Raw genomic sequence first — 15,650 nt, forward strand, 5'->3', positions numbered from 1 at the left:
ATGGACTCTCCTGGACATTGACCACAATGTCCGGGAGAGTCCATTCGGCTATGCCGACGAGGAAGCGGTCTGGGACGAGAAACTGTCTGGGGGAATATGTTCGTAGGTGCATTGGAGTTCGACATTCTTTTCGGAGATGTCCACTCCCTCAAGGAAAAGCGTTCGCTGGTGTCGCCGATTCTGACCGAACTGCGGCGTTTCGGTATTAGTGCGGCGGAAGCCGGGGAACAGGGGCGTCTTCGCCGCGCCTTGGTCGGTGTTGCTGCGGTCAGTTCGTCGATGGATCATCTGCACGACGTACTCGATCGTTGTGAGCGGGCGGTTGCAGCGCGACCGGAAATGCAGTTACTTGCCGTACGTCGGCGCGTCTTCGGTCCCGAGGACTGATTTGGTCGGTGGGCGGCGATGCACAAGACTGGTGTCGGTAATAATTCTTGTAAATCGAACATTGTGAACGATCGAGTTATCTCGTATCGGATGTGCGTGAAATCGAATGTCCGTGGAATCGAAAGTCCAGGGAGAAGGAGACAGAGATCATGGTGGATCCCGCCCGGGCCCGTAAGCTCGCAAAACGAATCGGCACGATTGTCGCGACCGCAATCGACCACGAGATCAAGGATCCGCGGCTTGCTTTTGTGACCATCACCGACACGAAGGTCACCAACGACCTGCACGATGCGACCGTGTACTACACCGTTATGGGTGAAAAGCTCGATTCCGCACCCGACGTCGAAGCTGCTGCAGCCGGTCTCGAGAAGGCCAAGGGTGTTCTGCGGTCGAAGGTGGGCGCCGGCACCGGTGTCCGTTTCACCCCGACGCTGACGTTTGTCGCGGACACCGTTCCCGATACTGCGCGCCACATGGAAGAGCTGTTGGCTCGTGCGCGTGCCGCCGACGGCGAGCTCGCCAAGGCTCGCGAGGGAGCTCAGCCTGCCGGTGAAGCAGATCCGTACAAGGAGCCACGAGTAGCTGCTGACGACGATGACGACGTCGTTGCCTCGGATGCTCGAGATCTCGACTGACCCGCAGCGAGGATGACGATCACCGCACGCGCTGACGGAGACCCTTGCGAGGATCCTTGCCGGGCAGGCTTCGCGCGGGCAATCGAAGTGCTGGATGCGGCTCGGACGGCAACTATCCTGTGCCACATCCAGCCTGACGCAGACACTATCGGTAGCGGTCTGGCATTGGGGTTGACGCTCGAGCGCAGGGGCGTTTCGGTTCAGGTTGCGTTCAGCCGGCCTGCGCACCTGCCCGAGTCCATGCTCGGATTTCCCGGTCTGCATCTGTTGGTTCCACCGGCTTCCGTGCGTTCCGCAGTGGACGTCCTGATCACCGTCGACGTGGGAAGCACCGGGCGCTTGGGGGCTCTTGCGGATCGGTTGGCTGGTGCGGCCAGCACTGTCGTCGTAGATCATCATCGATCCAATTCGGAATTCGGTGCGATCAACGTCGTGGACGAATCCGCAGCATCGACGACGGCTCTGCTGGCACGGTTGTTCGATTCGTGGGGCGTGGAGATCGATCGTGACGTGGCCCATTGCCTGTATGCCGGTCTGGTGACCGATACGGGGTCCTTCCGTTGGGGCGGACCGTCGACGCATGTTCTTGCGGCCCGGCTATTGGCCACCGGTATCGACGGCGACACCATCGCTCGGCAACTTCTCGACACGCATCCGTTCGGCTGGCTGCCGATGCTGTCGTCGGTGCTCGGCTCGGCGACGCTGGTACGAAGCGCTGCGGGTGGTCGCGGTCTCGTGTACGCGGTAATCCGCCGAGACGACATCGGAGATCTGCGGTCCGAGGAAATCGAGAGCGTTGTCGACATCGTCCGGACGACGTCGGAAGCCGAGGTTGCCGCTGTGCTCAAGGAATCGGAAACCGGCAGCTGGTCGATATCGTTGCGCGCGAAGACCGATGTCGACGTCTCGGCTGTCGCGGAGAGACTCGGTGGCGGTGGACATCGGCTCTCGGCCGGCTACACCTCGACCGATTCGAGTGAGCAGACGGTTGCAGCGTTGATTGCCGCACTGGGGTGAGTGTCCGATCGTGACCGCATCCGATAGTCCTGTGCCAGCAACTGCGACAAAATCCGGCGCCGAGGTCGATGTGACCGGCCGTCGTATCTTCGGGTTGGCGTTGCCTGCGCTAGGTGTGCTGGCAGCCGAGCCGCTCTATCTCCTGTTCGACATCGCAGTCGTGGGACGGCTCGGAGCCCTTCCGTTGGCGGGTCTGGCGGTGGGCGGGCTCATCTTGTCGTTGGTGAGCACTCAGTTGACGTTCCTCTCGTATGGAACCACCGCTCGCGCGGCTCGACTGCACGGCGCCGGCCGCGATCGCGAGGCAGTCGGTGAAGGTGTTCAGGCAACGTGGTTGGCGTTGGTGATCGGGCTGCTGTTGGTGGCGGTGGTGCAGGCGATTGCCGGGCCGTTGACGTCGGCGGTGGCGGGCGGTTCCGATATCGCGGATGCGGCCGAGAGTTGGCTGCGCATCGCGGTGCTGGGTGTGCCGCTCATTCTGGTAGCCCTCGCCGGCAACGGTTGGATGCGCGGGCTGCAGAACACGATCCGTCCGCTGCGCTTCGTTCTTGTGGGACTGGGGATTTCGGCGGTTCTGTGCCCGATCCTGGTTCACGGATTATGGGGTGCGCCGCGCCTCGAACTCGAAGGTTCGGCGGTTGCGAATCTTGTCGGTCAGAGTATTTCCGGCATCTTGTTCGCGTGGGCGTTGTTCCGCGAACCAGTCTCGGTCAGACCACGTGTGTCGATCATGCGCGCGCAGATGGTCATGGGCCGAGATCTGATTCTCCGCAGCCTCGCTTTCCAAGCCTGTTTCGTGTCGGCTGCGGCGGTTGCGTCGCGATTCGGAGCAGCCGTGGTGGGCGCGCATCAGGTGGTTCTGCAGTTGTGGAACCTGGTTGCGCTGCTTCTCGATTCATTGGCGATCGCCGCGCAGACGCTCATCGGGGCCGCACTGGGAGGCGGATTTGCGGTTGCTGCCAAGAAAATGGCGTGGCGGATCACAGTGTGGTCGACGGTCTTCGCAGTGCTGTTGGCCGTTCTGTTTGCCGCCGGGCACTCGGTGATCCCGCAACTGTTCACGGCAGACGACGAGGTGCTCGCGCAGATGTCGATCGCCTGGTGGTTCTTCGTCGCGATCATGCCGGTCGCGGGAGTCGTGTTTGCCCTCGACGGAGTTCTCCTCGGCGCCGGTGATGTGACCTTCATGAGAAATGCCACCATGGCGTGTGCGGTGGTCGGATTTCTGCCGGCAATCTGGATGTCGCTGGCCTTCGACTGGGGGTTGGCCGGAATCTGGGCGGGCCTGACCGTGTTTGTCGTACTGCGGATGATTGCGGTGTCCTGGCGTGCGCTGTCGGGAAAGTGGGCTGTGACGGGAACCGAGACAACTGCACATGCAGTCGAGCGTTCGAGTGAGGAAGCTGAGGGATCGTGGCAGCAAAGCTGATGGCAGTGAGCGACATTCATGTCGGTCACAACGGCAACAAGCCGATGACGGAGGAACTGTTCCCGGACTCGCCGGACGACTGGTTGATCCTGGCCGGCGACGTGTCGGAGAAGACCGACGATATTCGCTGGGCGCTCACGCTCCTGCGCTCTCGCTTCGCGAAGGTCATCTGGATTCCCGGCAACCACGAACTGTGGACTACGGCCAAGGACCCGGTGCAGATTCACGGCGCTCCGCGGTACGAGTACCTGGTCAACATGTGCCGCGAGATCGACGTCATCACGCCGGAGGATCCGTTCCCGGTGTGGGAGGGCGAAGACGGTCCGGTGACGCTCGTCCCGATGTTCCTGCTCTACGACTACTCGTTCCTGCCCGTCGGGGCGCGAGACAAGGAACACGGCCTCGAGATCGCGCGGGACAAGAACGTCGTCGCCACGGACGAATTTCTGCTGTCGTCGCAGCCGTACGCAACCCGCGACGCGTGGTGCCGTGCCCGCATCACGTACACGCAGGAGCGTCTGGACGCGTTGCCCGAAGGTACGAAGACCGTGCTGATCAATCACTTTCCGTTGGTTCGTCAACCGACTGACGTGCTCATCTATCCGGAATTCGCGCTGTGGTGCGGTACGACGCTGACCGCGGACTGGCATGTGAAATACAACGCCGTGTGCTCGGTCTACGGGCACCTGCACATCCCGCGAACCACCTACTACGACGGCGTCCGCTTCGAGGAAGTGTCGCTCGGATACCCACGGGAGTGGCGTCGGCGCGGCCTGCCCGAGAAACTGTTGCGGCAGATTCTGCCGGTGCCGGAGTACCCGCCGGGAACGTTGAACAAATGGGGCGGCCACTTCAAGGTGACGCCGGAGCAGGAAGCCGAAGTCGAGCGTATGCGCTCGGGTCGCTAGAAAGGCACCGACACGTGATCGAACAGATTCTGCCCGGCGGCATCGCGATTGCCGAGGCGTTCGAGGATCCGCCTGGACTTGTCCCGCATCCCAGCGAAGAGGCGCTGATCGGCCGTGCGGTGGAGAAGCGTCGTCGCGAATTCGTGACGACGCGCAATCTTGCCCGCACCGCCATGGGGAAACTGGGTGTTCCGGCGGCCCCCGTCATGCGGGGGGAGCGGGGAGCGCCGTTGTGGCCGAAAGGCGTTGTCGGAAGCCTCGCGCACTGCGACGGATATCGCGGCGCGGTGCTGGCGTACTCGATGCAGGTTCGTTCGCTCGGTATCGACGCCGAACCCCACGGGCCCTTGCCGGACGGGGTGCTTCCGGCCGTCAGCATCGAGGACGAGCGAACCTGGCTGGGCGAGAAGGCCGGCGACGGTCCCGTCCACTGGGATCGAATCCTGTTCTGCGCCAAGGAAGCCACGTACAAGGCGTGGTTCCCACTGACACAACGGTGGTTGGGGTTCGAGGACGCACACATCACGTTCGAATCCGAATCGGATACGTCTGGCACGTTCCGATCCAAGTTGTTGGTCCCGGGGGAGACGACCTCCGGTGCGCCGCTCACCGAATTCGACGGTAGGTGGATGGTGTCCGACGGACTGATCCTGACGGCAATTTCGGTGCAGTGAGTCCGGCTGGCAGAATCGAGACCCGTGTCAGCTCGCGAAAAGCCTTCCTCCGGACTTGTCGGCGCCGGAATCTTGATCGTCGACAAAGAAGCAGGCCTCACCAGCCATGACGTAGTGGCCCGGTGCCGCAAGCTGTTGAATACCCGCAAGGTCGGCCATGCGGGAACGCTTGATCCCATGGCAACCGGTGTGCTGGTTCTCGGCGTGGAGCGTGCCACCAAACTGCTCGGCCTGCTGGCACTGACCACCAAGGCGTATTCGGCGACCATCCGGTTGGGTGCGTCGACGACCACCGACGACGCGGAAGGTGAAGTACTCACCTCAGCGGATGCGTCGGCCGTGACGGATGAGGAGATCGCCGCAGTGGTGGCGACGTTGACCGGTGACATCGAGCAGATCCCGGCCAGCGTCAGCGCCATCAAGGTGGACGGTCAGCGGGCTCACGCTCTGGTGCGAGCCGGTGAAACCGTTGAACTTGCCGCGCGTCCGGTGACGGTGTCGACGTTCGAGATTCTTGCCCGACGCGACATCGAGGGCGGATTTGTCGACCTCGACGTCGACGTGGAGTGCTCGTCGGGTACCTACATTCGTTCGCTGGCGCGTGATCTCGGGCGAACGTTGGGTGTCGGCGGTCATCTGACGGCACTGCGTCGCACGCGCGTCGGACCGTTCACTCTCGAACACGCGCGCACGCTCGAAGATCTCGCCGAGGCTCCGGGCGTGAGTCTCGATATCGACCAGGCCGCGCAGACTGCGTTCCCACACCGTCAGATCACAGTGGCCGAGGCCGAAGCCATCAGCCAGGGGCGGTGGCTCGAACCGATCGGGCTCAAAGGTGTCTACGCGGCCATCGATCCCAGCGGCCATACGATTGCCCTGCTGCAGGAAAAGGGAAAGCGTGCGAGTTCGGTCATGGTCGTGCGCCCGGCGACACTGCGCCAAGATTAGTCACTCGCCCGGACCAGGCGGATCAGACCAGCCAGATGGCTTGGGCGACAGGGCTTCCCAGATCTATGCAGTCGGGGTTGTCGCCCAAGCGTACAGAGACGGTGCCGGCAAAATCGCGACGCTCCTCCACGGTGATCTCGACGTCGAGTGTGACGCCGACGGAATCGAAGTAGCGAAGCATCTCCGGATCGGAGTCGGAAATTCGCGCAACCCGCCCGCGCTCACCGTTGGTGAAGTCGCTGAGCTGGCGCGCCGGGGGAGTGGGAATCGACCCGTCGGCGGCCGGGATGGGGTCGCCGTGCGGATCGCGTTCGGGGAAGCCGAGTTTGGCATCGATGCGCGAGATCATCAGGTCGGAGACGGCGTGCTCGAGAATTTCGGCTTCGTCGTGAACCTCGTCCCAGCCGTAGCCGAGTTCGTGAACGAGATACGTTTCGAGCAATCGGTGGCGTCGCACCATGGAGACAGCTGCCGCCCGGCCCGTGTCCGTCAACGCGATCGATCCGTATCGGGCGTGATCGACCAGGCCCTGATCGGACAGTTTGCGGATGGCTTCGGACACCGTGGAGGCGGAGACGCCCATCTTCTCGGACAGCAACTTCGTGGAGATGCGTTCGAGTGACCACTCCTGAATGGTCCAGATGACCTTCAGGTAGTCCTGCGCGACCGAAGACAGTGCAAGCGTGTCGATCGATCCGTCCGGGTGGGAATCCGCGTCGCCCGATTCGGCGGCACCATCCGGTGCAGAGTGTGTATCGGAGGGTCCAGTCTTGTGAGCTGCCACGACACTTAGCTTAGGCTACGAATTGCGGAAGTTCCGTACCTGCGACGTAGTGCAGTGGCAGACCGCTCGGCGGGTCCAACCGAAACTACTGACGGTGCGCCCCGTAGGCTGCCTTTCGTGCTGAGGTGGCGTGGTCTCGACGAAGTTCCGGCCGATTGGGGTCGTTGTGTGCTCACTATCGGTGTGTTCGACGGTGTGCACCGTGGGCATGCCCAATTAATTGCCCGGGCAGTGGCCGCGGCGCGAAAGCGCGGGGTTCCCAGTGTGCTCATGACGTTCGATCCGCACCCCATGGAAGTTGTGCGACCGGGTAGTCATCCGGCTCAGTTGACGACGCTGGCGCGTCGTGCGGAATTGGCCGAAGAGTTGGGCATCGACGTCTTCTGCGTCATGCCGTTCACCGCGGATTTCATGAAGCTGACTCCGGAGCGGTACGTCCACGAAATCCTCGTGGAGCGCCTGCACGTTGCCGAGGTTGTCGTGGGCGACAACTTCACGTTCGGCAAGAAAGCCCTGGGTAATGTCGATCTGCTTCGCGAAATGGGTGAGCGATTCGGATTTGCCGTCGACGGTGTCCAATTGCTCGCCGAGCATGCGGTGACGTTCTCGTCGACCTACATTCGCTCGTGCGTCGACGCCGGCGACATGGCCGCGGCAACCGAGGCGCTCGGTCGACCGCATCGCGTCGAAGGTGTTGTGGTGCACGGCGACAAGCGTGGCCGTGAGCTCGGATTTCCGACGGCAAACGTCGCGCCTCCGGTGTTCTCGGCTATTCCGGCCGACGGCGTCTACGCGGCCTGGTTCAGCGTTCTGGGGGCCGACGAGGAGTTGGGCACGCTCGTACCGGGAAAGCGGTACAAGTCGGCAGTGTCCGTCGGCACCAATCCGACATTCTCCGGTCGCGCTCGCACCGTCGAGGCTTTTGTTCTCGACGCCGACGCAGATCTGTACGGACAACATGTCGCCGTCGACCTGGTGGCGCGGATCCGCGGGATGGAGAAGTTCGATTCCATCGAGTCGCTGATCGCGGAAATGAATCGCGATGTCGAGCGCGCTCGTGAAATTCTGGATCACGACTCGGAACAGAGTGTCGGCTGACGCCTGGGAACAGAGTGTCGGCTGACACACTTGCCGTCGACCGGTAAATCGATCGCAACGGTCCTGGTAGAATCTTCTCTCGGTGTGTGCTGCGGTTTGCGGCGGCCGCGTCCGATCTAGTTCCTTTCACGCAAACGTCATCACAGGAGTGAATCAAGTGGCATTGACCACGGAAGAAAAGAAGGCCGTTCTCGGCGAGTACGGCTTGCATGAGACCGACACGGGATCGCCCGAAGCTCAGGTGGCAATGCTCACCAAGCGCATCACCGATCTCACCGAGCACCTCAAGACCCACAAGCATGACCACCACTCACGTCGTGGACTGCTCTTGATGGTCGGTCGTCGTCGTCGTCTGCTCAAGTACGTGGCAAAGACGGACGTCGCTCGTTACCGTGCGCTCATCGAGCGCCTCGGCCTGCGTCGCTAGATTTTTGTCACGACGCTGATCGAAAGCAACACGGCAGGCTCCGGTTTGCCGAACACTCCGTTAGCCGGCGAAGCCACGCATATACTGGGCTTCGCTGGCTTTCGGCGTTAGCTGCCGCAAGGCAGTTTCCGCTGTCGGCGCATTTGCACAGTTGGTGCAGTGCGAAGTCAGCACACCGTATGCATCAGAGAACGTGGTGTCGGTTGTCGGTAGTGGTTCTCCGGACCGGGCGAATGCCCTGTGGTTCCGGCGGACTTCGATCGACGGCCGCCCCGAACGTCAGTGACGTCCCGAAGCAGAGACCAGTTCGCACGTAGGAACCTCTGCAATTCAAGAGGGGGACGTCCCTCGGTGCGCAGTTTCCACCAGGAGGGTGGGAACGCCCGCGCGGGTACGGCGAAGACGAGAGGGAAGTGAAGAGAAAAAGATGACAGAGAATTCCGTAGTAGAGGTCGACGAAGGCGTGTTCGAATCCACCGCCGTGATCGACAACGGGTCCTTCGGTACCCGCACCATCCGTTTCGAGACCGGACGCCTTGCTCAGCAGGCCGCCGGTGCCGTCGTTGCCTACCTGGACGACGAGACCATGCTGCTGTCCGCCACGAGCGCCAGCAAGCACCCCAAGGAGCATTTCGACTTCTTCCCCCTGACGGTGGACGTCGAAGAGCGCATGTACGCAGCGGGCCGCATCCCCGGCTCGTTCTTCCGTCGTGAGGGACGCCCCTCCACCGACGCGATCCTGACCTGCCGCCTCATCGACCGGCCGCTGCGCCCGTCTTTCGTCGACGGTCTGCGTAACGAGATCCAGGTCGTCGTCACGGTCATGAGCCTCAACCCGCAGGATCTGTACGACGTCGTGGCTATCAACGCCGCATCCGCGTCGACGCAGATCGCGGGCTTGCCGTTCTCCGGTCCTGTCGGTGGCGTGCGTGTTGCACTCATCGTTTCCGAGGACAACAAGGCCGGCCAGTGGGTTGCATTCCCGACGGTCGATCAGCTCGAGAACGCCGTCTTCGACATGGTCGTCGCCGGCCGCGTCGTTTCCGGCAGCGGTGACAACGCCGACGTCGCGATCATGATGGTCGAGGCCGAGGCCACCGACAACGTCATCGCGAAGATCGCCGACGGCGCTCAGGCTCCCACCGAGACCATCGTCGCCGAAGGCCTCGAGGCTGCCAAGCCGTTCATCGCCCGTCTGTGCGCTGCGCAGGCAGCACTGGCATCCAAGGCTGCAAAGCCCACGGGTGACTACCCGGTCTTCCCGGCGTACCAGGACGACGTATTTGCTGCCGTCGAGGCTGCTGCGTCCGAAAAGCTCAATGCCGCACTGACAATCGCTGGCAAGCAGGAACGCGACGACAAGACCGACGAGGTCAAGGTCGAGGTTCTCGAGCAGGTTGCACCGAACTTCGAAGGCCGCGAGAAGGAACTGGGAGCAGCGTTCCGCTCGCTCACCAAGAAGCTGGTTCGCCAGCGCATCCTGCGCGATCAGTTCCGCATCGACGGCCGCGGCGTCACGGACATCCGTTCGCTGTCCGCCGAGGTTGCGATCATCCCGCGCGCACACGGTTCCGCACTGTTCGAGCGCGGCGAGACCCAGATCCTGGGTGTCACCACACTCGACATGGTGAAGATGGCTCAGCAGGTCGACTCGCTCGGCCCCGAGACCAGCAAGCGCTACATGCACCACTACAACTTCCCGCCGTACTCCACCGGTGAGACGGGTCGCGTCGGTTCGCCGAAGCGTCGCGAAATCGGTCACGGCGCACTTGCTGAGCGCGCACTCATGCCGGTTCTGCCCAGCGTCGAAGAGTTCCCGTACGCGATTCGCCAGGTCTCCGAGGCGCTGAGCTCCAACGGTTCCACCTCGATGGGCTCCGTGTGTGCTTCCACGCTTGCACTGCTCAACGCCGGTGTGCCGCTGAAGGCTCCGGTTGCCGGTATCGCCATGGGCCTCGTCTCCGACCAGGTCGACGGCGAAACCCGTTACGTGGCACTGACGGACATCCTCGGCGCCGAAGATGCTTTCGGTGACATGGACTTCAAGGTTGCCGGTACCAAGGACTTCGTCACGGCTCTGCAGCTGGACACGAAGCTCGACGGCATCCCGTCCAAGGTCCTCGCCGGCGCACTCGCGCAGGCCAAGGATGCTCGCACCACGATCCTCGAGGTCATGGCAGAGGCCATCGACACCCCGGACGAGATGAGCCCGTTTGCGCCTCGTGTGACGGCCATCAAGGTCCCGGTCGACAAGATCGGCGAGGTCATCGGCCCCAAGGGCAAGATGATCAACTCCATCACCGAGCAGACCGGTGCCAACATCTCCATCGAAGACGACGGCACCGTGTTCGTCGGCGCCACCGATGGACCGTCTGCACAGGCCGCGATCGACATGATCAACGCCATCGCCAACCCGCAGCTCCCCAAGGTCGGCGAGCGGTTCCTGGGCACGGTCGTCAAGACCACCGCCTTCGGTGCCTTCGTCTCGCTCCTGCCGGGTCGCGACGGATTGGTGCACATCTCCAAGCTGGGCAGTGGCAAGCGTATTGCCAAGGTCGAAGACGTGGTCAACGTCGGATCCAAGATCCGTGTCGAGATCGCCGATATCGATGCTCGCGGCAAGATCTCGCTGATCCCCGTGGAAGAGGGCAACGACGACGCTGCCGCTCCGGCTGCTGAAGAGGCTGCTTCCGAGTAGCACTTCTTCTCGGTTTGTTCGATGCGGCCCCGCGCGGATTTCCGTGCGGGGCCGCATCTGTACTGTCTGTAGACACATACTTTCCGGACCTGATCATTCTCCGCACCGAGGACTGCTGAACTTTTTCATGGCCAAGACCCCAGGCAAGACCACTGCCAAGACCTCAGGCACGACAACTGCCAAGAATGCTGCGAAGAAGACGCGCAGCCGCAGTACTGCACTCGCAACTCCGATCGACGCTCTTCCCGAATCCGGAGTCCAGCGGACAGTTCTGCCTGGCGGACTCCGCGTCGTCACGGAGTTCATCCCGGGTGTGCGCAGTGCGTCGGTCGGCGTCTGGGTGGGCGTCGGATCGCGTGACGAGCAGCCCAGCGTTGCCGGCGCGGCCCATTTCCTCGAGCACCTGCTGTTCAAGTCGACGCCGTCGCGGACAGCGCTCGACATCGCGCAGGTCATGGACGGAGTGGGCGGAGAACTCAACGCGTTCACGTCGAAGGAGCACACGTGCTTTTACGCGCATGTGATCGACGAAGATCTGCCGATGGCGGTGGATCTTGTCGCCGATGTCGTTTTGCGCGGCCGGTGCCGGTCCGCTGACGTCGATGTCGAGCGGCAAGTGGTCCTCGAAGAGATCGCGATGCGCGACGACGATCCGGAGGATCTCCTCGGCGACGCGTTTCTGACTGCTCTGTTCGGTGACCACCCGGTGGGTCGCCCCATCATCGGCAGCGTGGATTCCATCGAGTCGATGTCCCGCAATCAGTTGCATTCCTTCCATGTGCGCCGGTACACGCCGCAGCGGATGGTTCTTGCCGTCGCCGGAAACGTCGACCACAAGCAGGTCGTGACATTGGCGAAACGCGCATTTGCCGGTCACCTCGAGCGTGGTGTGAAGCCGGCACCGCGCCGTGAAGGAACTTTGCGTCTGCGCACGATGCCGGAACTGAGTTTGACGCATCGTGACAGCGAGCAGGTTCATCTTGCGCTCGGTGTGCGGGCTTTCGGCCGTCACGAAGGTCATCGGTGGGCGCTGTCTGTGCTCAATACCGCGGTGGGCGGCGGCTTGAGTTCGCGTCTGTTCCAAGAGATTCGGGAACAGCGTGGTTTGGCGTATTCCGTGTATTCCGGGGTGGACACCTTTGCGGACACGGGGGCGTTCTCGGTCTACGCGGGGTGCCAGCCGGAAAACCTGGGTGAGGTCACCACGGTGATCCGCGAGGTTCTCGCTCAGGTGGCCGCAGGCGGCATCACGGACGCGGAGATTGCGCGCTCCAAGGGCGCGCTTCGGGGCAGTCTTGTTCTGTCACTGGAAGATTCGGGTTCGCGGATGAACCGTATCGGTCGCAGTGAACTCAACTACGGAAACCATCGCAGTGTCGCCCAGACATTGGCGTCCATCGACGCCGTCACTGCGGAAGAAGTTCTCGAAGTGGCACAGACTTTGCTGACACGACCGTTTGCCGCCGCCGTGGTCGGTCCGTACAAACGTGTCCGGGATCTGCCGGCGTCAGTGCGTGGGATTGTCCGATAATCGGTAACTAGCGAAATCAGGGTGTGCAGTTGAAGATTCGTGGAGCAGTGCTCGAAGAAATCGGACGGAGCCGCCCGTACGCGTCGTCGATGCCGATCACCGTGTCCGAACTCGAACTTGATGCTCCCGGTCCCGGTGAGATCCTCGTGAGGATCGAGGCGGCCGGACTGTGTCACTCGGATCTCTCTGTCGTGGACGGCAATCGAGTCCGCCCGGTGCCGATGCTGCTGGGGCACGAAGCGGCCGGTCGGATCGAGCAGATCGGTGACGGCGTGGACGCCCTGCGTGTGGGGGATCGTGTTGTCATGACCTTCCTGCCTCGGTGCGGCGAGTGCGCCGGCTGCGCAACCGACGGCCGGATGCCGTGCACGGTGGGTAGCGCCGCAAACAATGACGGCAGCCTTCTCGGCGGTGCGCACCGATTGCAGCGCGACGGTGTGAGCGTCAAGCATCACTTGGGAGTATCCGGATTTGCCACGCACGCTGTCGTGAATGCCAAGTCGGTAGTGGCCGTGGACGACGACGTACCGGCGGATATTGCAGCTGTGCTGGGCTGCGCAGTCCTGACGGGTGGCGGAGCGCTACTCAATGCGGCAAAGCCCCGTCCCACCGACACCGTGATGGTTGTCGGTTTGGGCGGCGTCGGTATGGCAGCAATTTTGACGGCCCGAGCGTTGGGTGTCGCGACGGTCATCGGCGTCGACGCGCTCGAGTCGAAGTTGGCTCAGGCCTTGGAACTGGGTGCGACCGATGTCTTCACACCGTCCGGTTTGTCCGAGAGTGGTGTCCGCGCAGACATTGTGGTGGAAGCTGCGGGCAATGCTCGGGCGTTCGAGACCGCAGTGTCCGCCACCGCTGCGGGCGGCACCACTGTGACGGTGGGTCTGCCCGCGCCGGACGCGCGTTCGTCGATTTCGCCGCTCGGACTGGTCGCGGAAGCTCGGACCGTCATCGGCAGCTATCTCGGATCGGCAGTCCCGGCCCGTGACATCCCGATCTACGCGCAATTGTGGCGCGACGGAAGGCTGCCGGTCGAGAAGCTCATTTCGTCACGAATCGAGTTGGCCGACATCAATTCGGGGATGGACGAACTGGCGGACGGGAAAGCAATCCGACAGGTCATTATTTTCGACTCAGAGCAGGACTGAACAGGGATTTTGTCGGGTGAGGGCATGGCCTCTCCGGCCGAATCGAGCACGCATAGCCCTCGCAGATCGTTATCCGATGTAACGCTTCTCCTGAACTGGACGACTACTCGAATGACGTTGCGTGACGCCCCGGGGGTCGGTCGTACGTTTTCCGAAAGTGGATTGGGGAGAAAATATGCCGGTTCGTGGGTTCTTTTCACGACATCGAATACTTGCGGGCGCACTGGCGCCTGCAGCGCTCGGCGTTGCAGCGCTGGTAGCTGTGGCGGTAGCCGTGGACTCACCGCAGTCCAGCACGATCGAGACGCAACTGACGTCGTCGGTCACCGAATGCCACGACATGGTGAGCATCGCAGTTGCCGGTCGGCACGACACTCCGGACGCGAACACGGTCAAGATGCTGCTCGGTGCGGACGGTAAGCCGCTACCTGCCGCGCTGTCAGGCGATTACACGAGTGACCGCGTCGATCAGGTGATCAATCCGGCCGGTTCGGTCAACACGACCAAGCCCGGTTCGTATGCGGCCGTATATATCGCATACCCGGCAAACATGGCGTCGTACGAGGATGCCGTTGCCGCCGGCGCCGCAAACACCCAATCCGTGATGAGTGCGATCGCGAAGGAATGCCCCAAGACGCAGTTCTCGATCGTCGGGTACAGCGAGGGCGCTGACGTCGTCCGCCGCGTTGCCATGGACATCGGAACTCAGGAGACCAACGAGTTCGGCGTGGACCCGGACAAGGTTGTCGGCGTGGTAATGCTCGCTGATGCGGGACGTGAAGCCGGCGACGGCACGTTCATCGGTGCCAAGAATCCGTTCACGAACCCGAACAACTTCGACACGAAGTACCAGACTGGCACGTCGGCGACACCTGGTCAGGGAGTCCTCCCCGATACGGCTGGCAGCTTCGGCAAGCTGAACGGCAAAGTCGCCTCGTTCTGCTCCGACGGTGACTTCACGTGCTCGGCTCCGAGCAATATTTCGCTCTTGCTCCTGGCTGCGAACGTCGGCCGCCAGTTGAACATCGACGATCTCGAATCCCAGGGACTCACCCCGACCACCGGTATCAACGTTGCCGTTGTGCTCGGTCAGATCGTCTTCGAAGCATTCAACGACATTTCATCCGATCCTGATTGGATGAAGGGTGACGAGACCTTCCTCCAGGTGATGCTGAAGGTATCGGATCCGGACTACAAGCCAGGTACGGCCACCACGGTGACCACTGTGGCCGACGAAGACTCGATTACCGCCGAGAAGGTCTCTCCGCTGGCGTACCTGCCGCAGAAGCTCTTCAAGGAGATCGTCGGACTGATCGCCACCAACCAGAACACGATCCCGGTGATCATGAGTGATCCGTACCAGATGACACTCGGCCCCGACGTCGGACATCACTTCGACTACTGGCGCGACGCCGATGCCGCGAACGGCAAGCCGTTGACCTCTGCGCAGTACGCAGCAGCGTGGCTTACGTACCTGGCGCAGCAGGCCAAGGACGGTAAGCCCGTCGATACGACGGCAAAGCCCACGGCTGTAGAGCTTGCCGCTGCCGTCGACGCGTACATGGCTGACGACGCAGCCGAAGGCGATGTCGCTGCCGAAGGCACCGATAATCAGGCTCCCGCCGGCACTACAGGTTCGACGGATTCCGTAACCGCGCCGGGAACGTCGCCGGATGCTCCTGTCGCCGGATCTGTTTCCGAGACCTCAGGTGCAGTTGCAACACCGAGCGAATCGGTAGTGCCCACGACGGCTGCCGCAGTCACGAGTGCTCCGACATCGGAGACAGCGAGTTCAAGTGCGGCCGCCACTACCACCACGACGGTGACGTCTACGACGACCACATCCAAGGCGCCGACTCCGGGACAGTAGCCTCTCCCCGGCAAGCATCAGGCTGCGATCCGCATGTACATGCGGATCGCAGCCTTTTTCTATGCCACGGTTTTCTATGCCACGGTTTTTCTAAGC

The 15,650-nt window shown here is 62.5% G+C and carries 14 protein-coding genes; 13 read left to right on the top strand and 1 reads right to left on the bottom strand.

The window, feature by feature from the left end:
* Positions 1-96: 96 nt before the first annotated feature.
* The 7 genes from R4P64_RS15220 to truB all read left to right on the top strand — a co-directional run bounded on the left by R4P64_RS15220 (position 97) and on the right by truB (position 5,998).
* Positions 97-387 carry a DUF503 domain-containing protein gene (locus R4P64_RS15220; protein WP_033234909.1) on the top strand — a complete coding sequence of 97 codons (291 nt, stop codon included), beginning with the start codon at positions 97-99 and terminating at the stop codon, positions 385-387.
* Between the two features lie 149 nt (positions 388-536).
* Positions 537-1,022 (top strand): 30S ribosome-binding factor RbfA, encoded by a 486-nt coding sequence (rbfA, locus tag R4P64_RS15225; protein WP_317540572.1) that lies wholly within the window; start codon positions 537-539, stop codon positions 1,020-1,022.
* Positions 1,023-1,034: 12 nt separating this feature from the next.
* Positions 1,035-2,039, top strand: a complete 1,005-nt coding sequence (locus R4P64_RS15230) for a bifunctional oligoribonuclease/PAP phosphatase NrnA (protein ID WP_317821522.1) — start codon at positions 1,035-1,037, stop codon at positions 2,037-2,039.
* Positions 2,040-2,049: 10 nt separating this feature from the next.
* Positions 2,050-3,468: an MATE family efflux transporter gene (locus R4P64_RS15235; RefSeq protein WP_080711754.1), complete on the top strand. Its 1,419-nt coding sequence runs from the start codon at positions 2,050-2,052 to the stop codon at positions 3,466-3,468.
* Complete coding sequence (locus tag R4P64_RS15240; RefSeq protein ID WP_317821524.1) at positions 3,453-4,376, top strand: metallophosphoesterase; 924 nt, start codon at positions 3,453-3,455, stop codon at positions 4,374-4,376. The genes R4P64_RS15235 and R4P64_RS15240 overlap by 16 nt, the downstream gene beginning before the upstream one ends.
* A gap of 14 nt (positions 4,377-4,390) precedes the next feature.
* Positions 4,391-5,050 carry a 4'-phosphopantetheinyl transferase gene (locus R4P64_RS15245; RefSeq protein ID WP_317821526.1) on the top strand — a complete coding sequence of 220 codons (660 nt, stop codon included), beginning with the start codon at positions 4,391-4,393 and terminating at the stop codon, positions 5,048-5,050.
* 24 nt (positions 5,051-5,074) lie between these two features.
* Complete coding sequence (truB, locus tag R4P64_RS15250) at positions 5,075-5,998, top strand: tRNA pseudouridine(55) synthase TruB (protein ID WP_045067298.1); 924 nt, start codon at positions 5,075-5,077, stop codon at positions 5,996-5,998.
* A gap of 22 nt (positions 5,999-6,020) precedes the next feature.
* On the opposite strand, the gene R4P64_RS15255 is transcribed toward truB, so the two are convergent.
* Positions 6,021-6,782, bottom strand: coding sequence for a metal-dependent transcriptional regulator (locus R4P64_RS15255; RefSeq protein WP_411742672.1), 762 nt, complete (start codon positions 6,780-6,782; stop codon positions 6,021-6,023).
* Between the two features lie 117 nt (positions 6,783-6,899).
* On the opposite strand from R4P64_RS15255, the gene R4P64_RS15260 reads away from it, so the two are divergent.
* The 6 genes from R4P64_RS15260 to R4P64_RS15285 all read left to right on the top strand — a co-directional run bounded on the left by R4P64_RS15260 (position 6,900) and on the right by R4P64_RS15285 (position 15,554).
* A complete protein-coding gene (locus tag R4P64_RS15260) occupies positions 6,900-7,880 on the top strand; it encodes a bifunctional riboflavin kinase/FAD synthetase (RefSeq protein WP_141486008.1) in 981 nt (326 codons plus the stop codon).
* Between the two features lie 157 nt (positions 7,881-8,037).
* Entirely contained in the window at positions 8,038-8,307 is a 270-nt protein-coding gene (gene rpsO, locus R4P64_RS15265) for a 30S ribosomal protein S15 (RefSeq protein ID WP_033234901.1), read from the top strand.
* Between the two features lie 427 nt (positions 8,308-8,734).
* Entirely contained in the window at positions 8,735-11,005 is a 2,271-nt protein-coding gene (locus tag R4P64_RS15270; RefSeq protein WP_033234900.1) for a polyribonucleotide nucleotidyltransferase, read from the top strand.
* A gap of 127 nt (positions 11,006-11,132) precedes the next feature.
* Positions 11,133-12,536, top strand: coding sequence for a M16 family metallopeptidase (locus tag R4P64_RS15275; RefSeq protein ID WP_230590176.1), 1,404 nt, complete (start codon positions 11,133-11,135; stop codon positions 12,534-12,536).
* Between the two features lie 29 nt (positions 12,537-12,565).
* Positions 12,566-13,684 (top strand): alcohol dehydrogenase catalytic domain-containing protein, encoded by a 1,119-nt coding sequence (locus R4P64_RS15280; protein WP_317821532.1) that lies wholly within the window; start codon positions 12,566-12,568, stop codon positions 13,682-13,684.
* Positions 13,685-13,859: 175 nt separating this feature from the next.
* The gene (locus tag R4P64_RS15285) at positions 13,860-15,554 is read left to right on the top strand and encodes a cutinase family protein (protein WP_317821534.1); all 1,695 of its coding nucleotides are present in this window, start codon (positions 13,860-13,862) and stop codon (positions 15,552-15,554) included.
* The last annotated feature ends 96 nt before the right edge of the window (positions 15,555-15,650 follow it).

The organism is Rhodococcus sp. IEGM 1366 (assembly GCF_033142425.1).
GTDB lineage: Bacteria > Actinomycetota > Actinomycetes > Mycobacteriales > Mycobacteriaceae > Rhodococcus_F > Rhodococcus_F globerula.

Coding starts and splice junctions, on each gene's coding strand:
- R4P64_RS15220 (WP_033234909.1), top strand. CDS start 97: ATGTTCGTAGGTGCATTGGAGTTCGACATTCTTTTCGGAGATGTCCAC.
- rbfA (WP_317540572.1), top strand. CDS start 537: ATGGTGGATCCCGCCCGGGCCCGTAAGCTCGCAAAACGAATCGGCACG.
- R4P64_RS15230 (WP_317821522.1), top strand. CDS start 1,035: ATGACGATCACCGCACGCGCTGACGGAGACCCTTGCGAGGATCCTTGC.
- R4P64_RS15270 (WP_033234900.1), top strand. CDS start 8,735: ATGACAGAGAATTCCGTAGTAGAGGTCGACGAAGGCGTGTTCGAATCC.
- R4P64_RS15275 (WP_230590176.1), top strand. CDS start 11,133: ATGGCCAAGACCCCAGGCAAGACCACTGCCAAGACCTCAGGCACGACA.
- R4P64_RS15285 (WP_317821534.1), top strand. CDS start 13,860: ATGCCGGTTCGTGGGTTCTTTTCACGACATCGAATACTTGCGGGCGCA.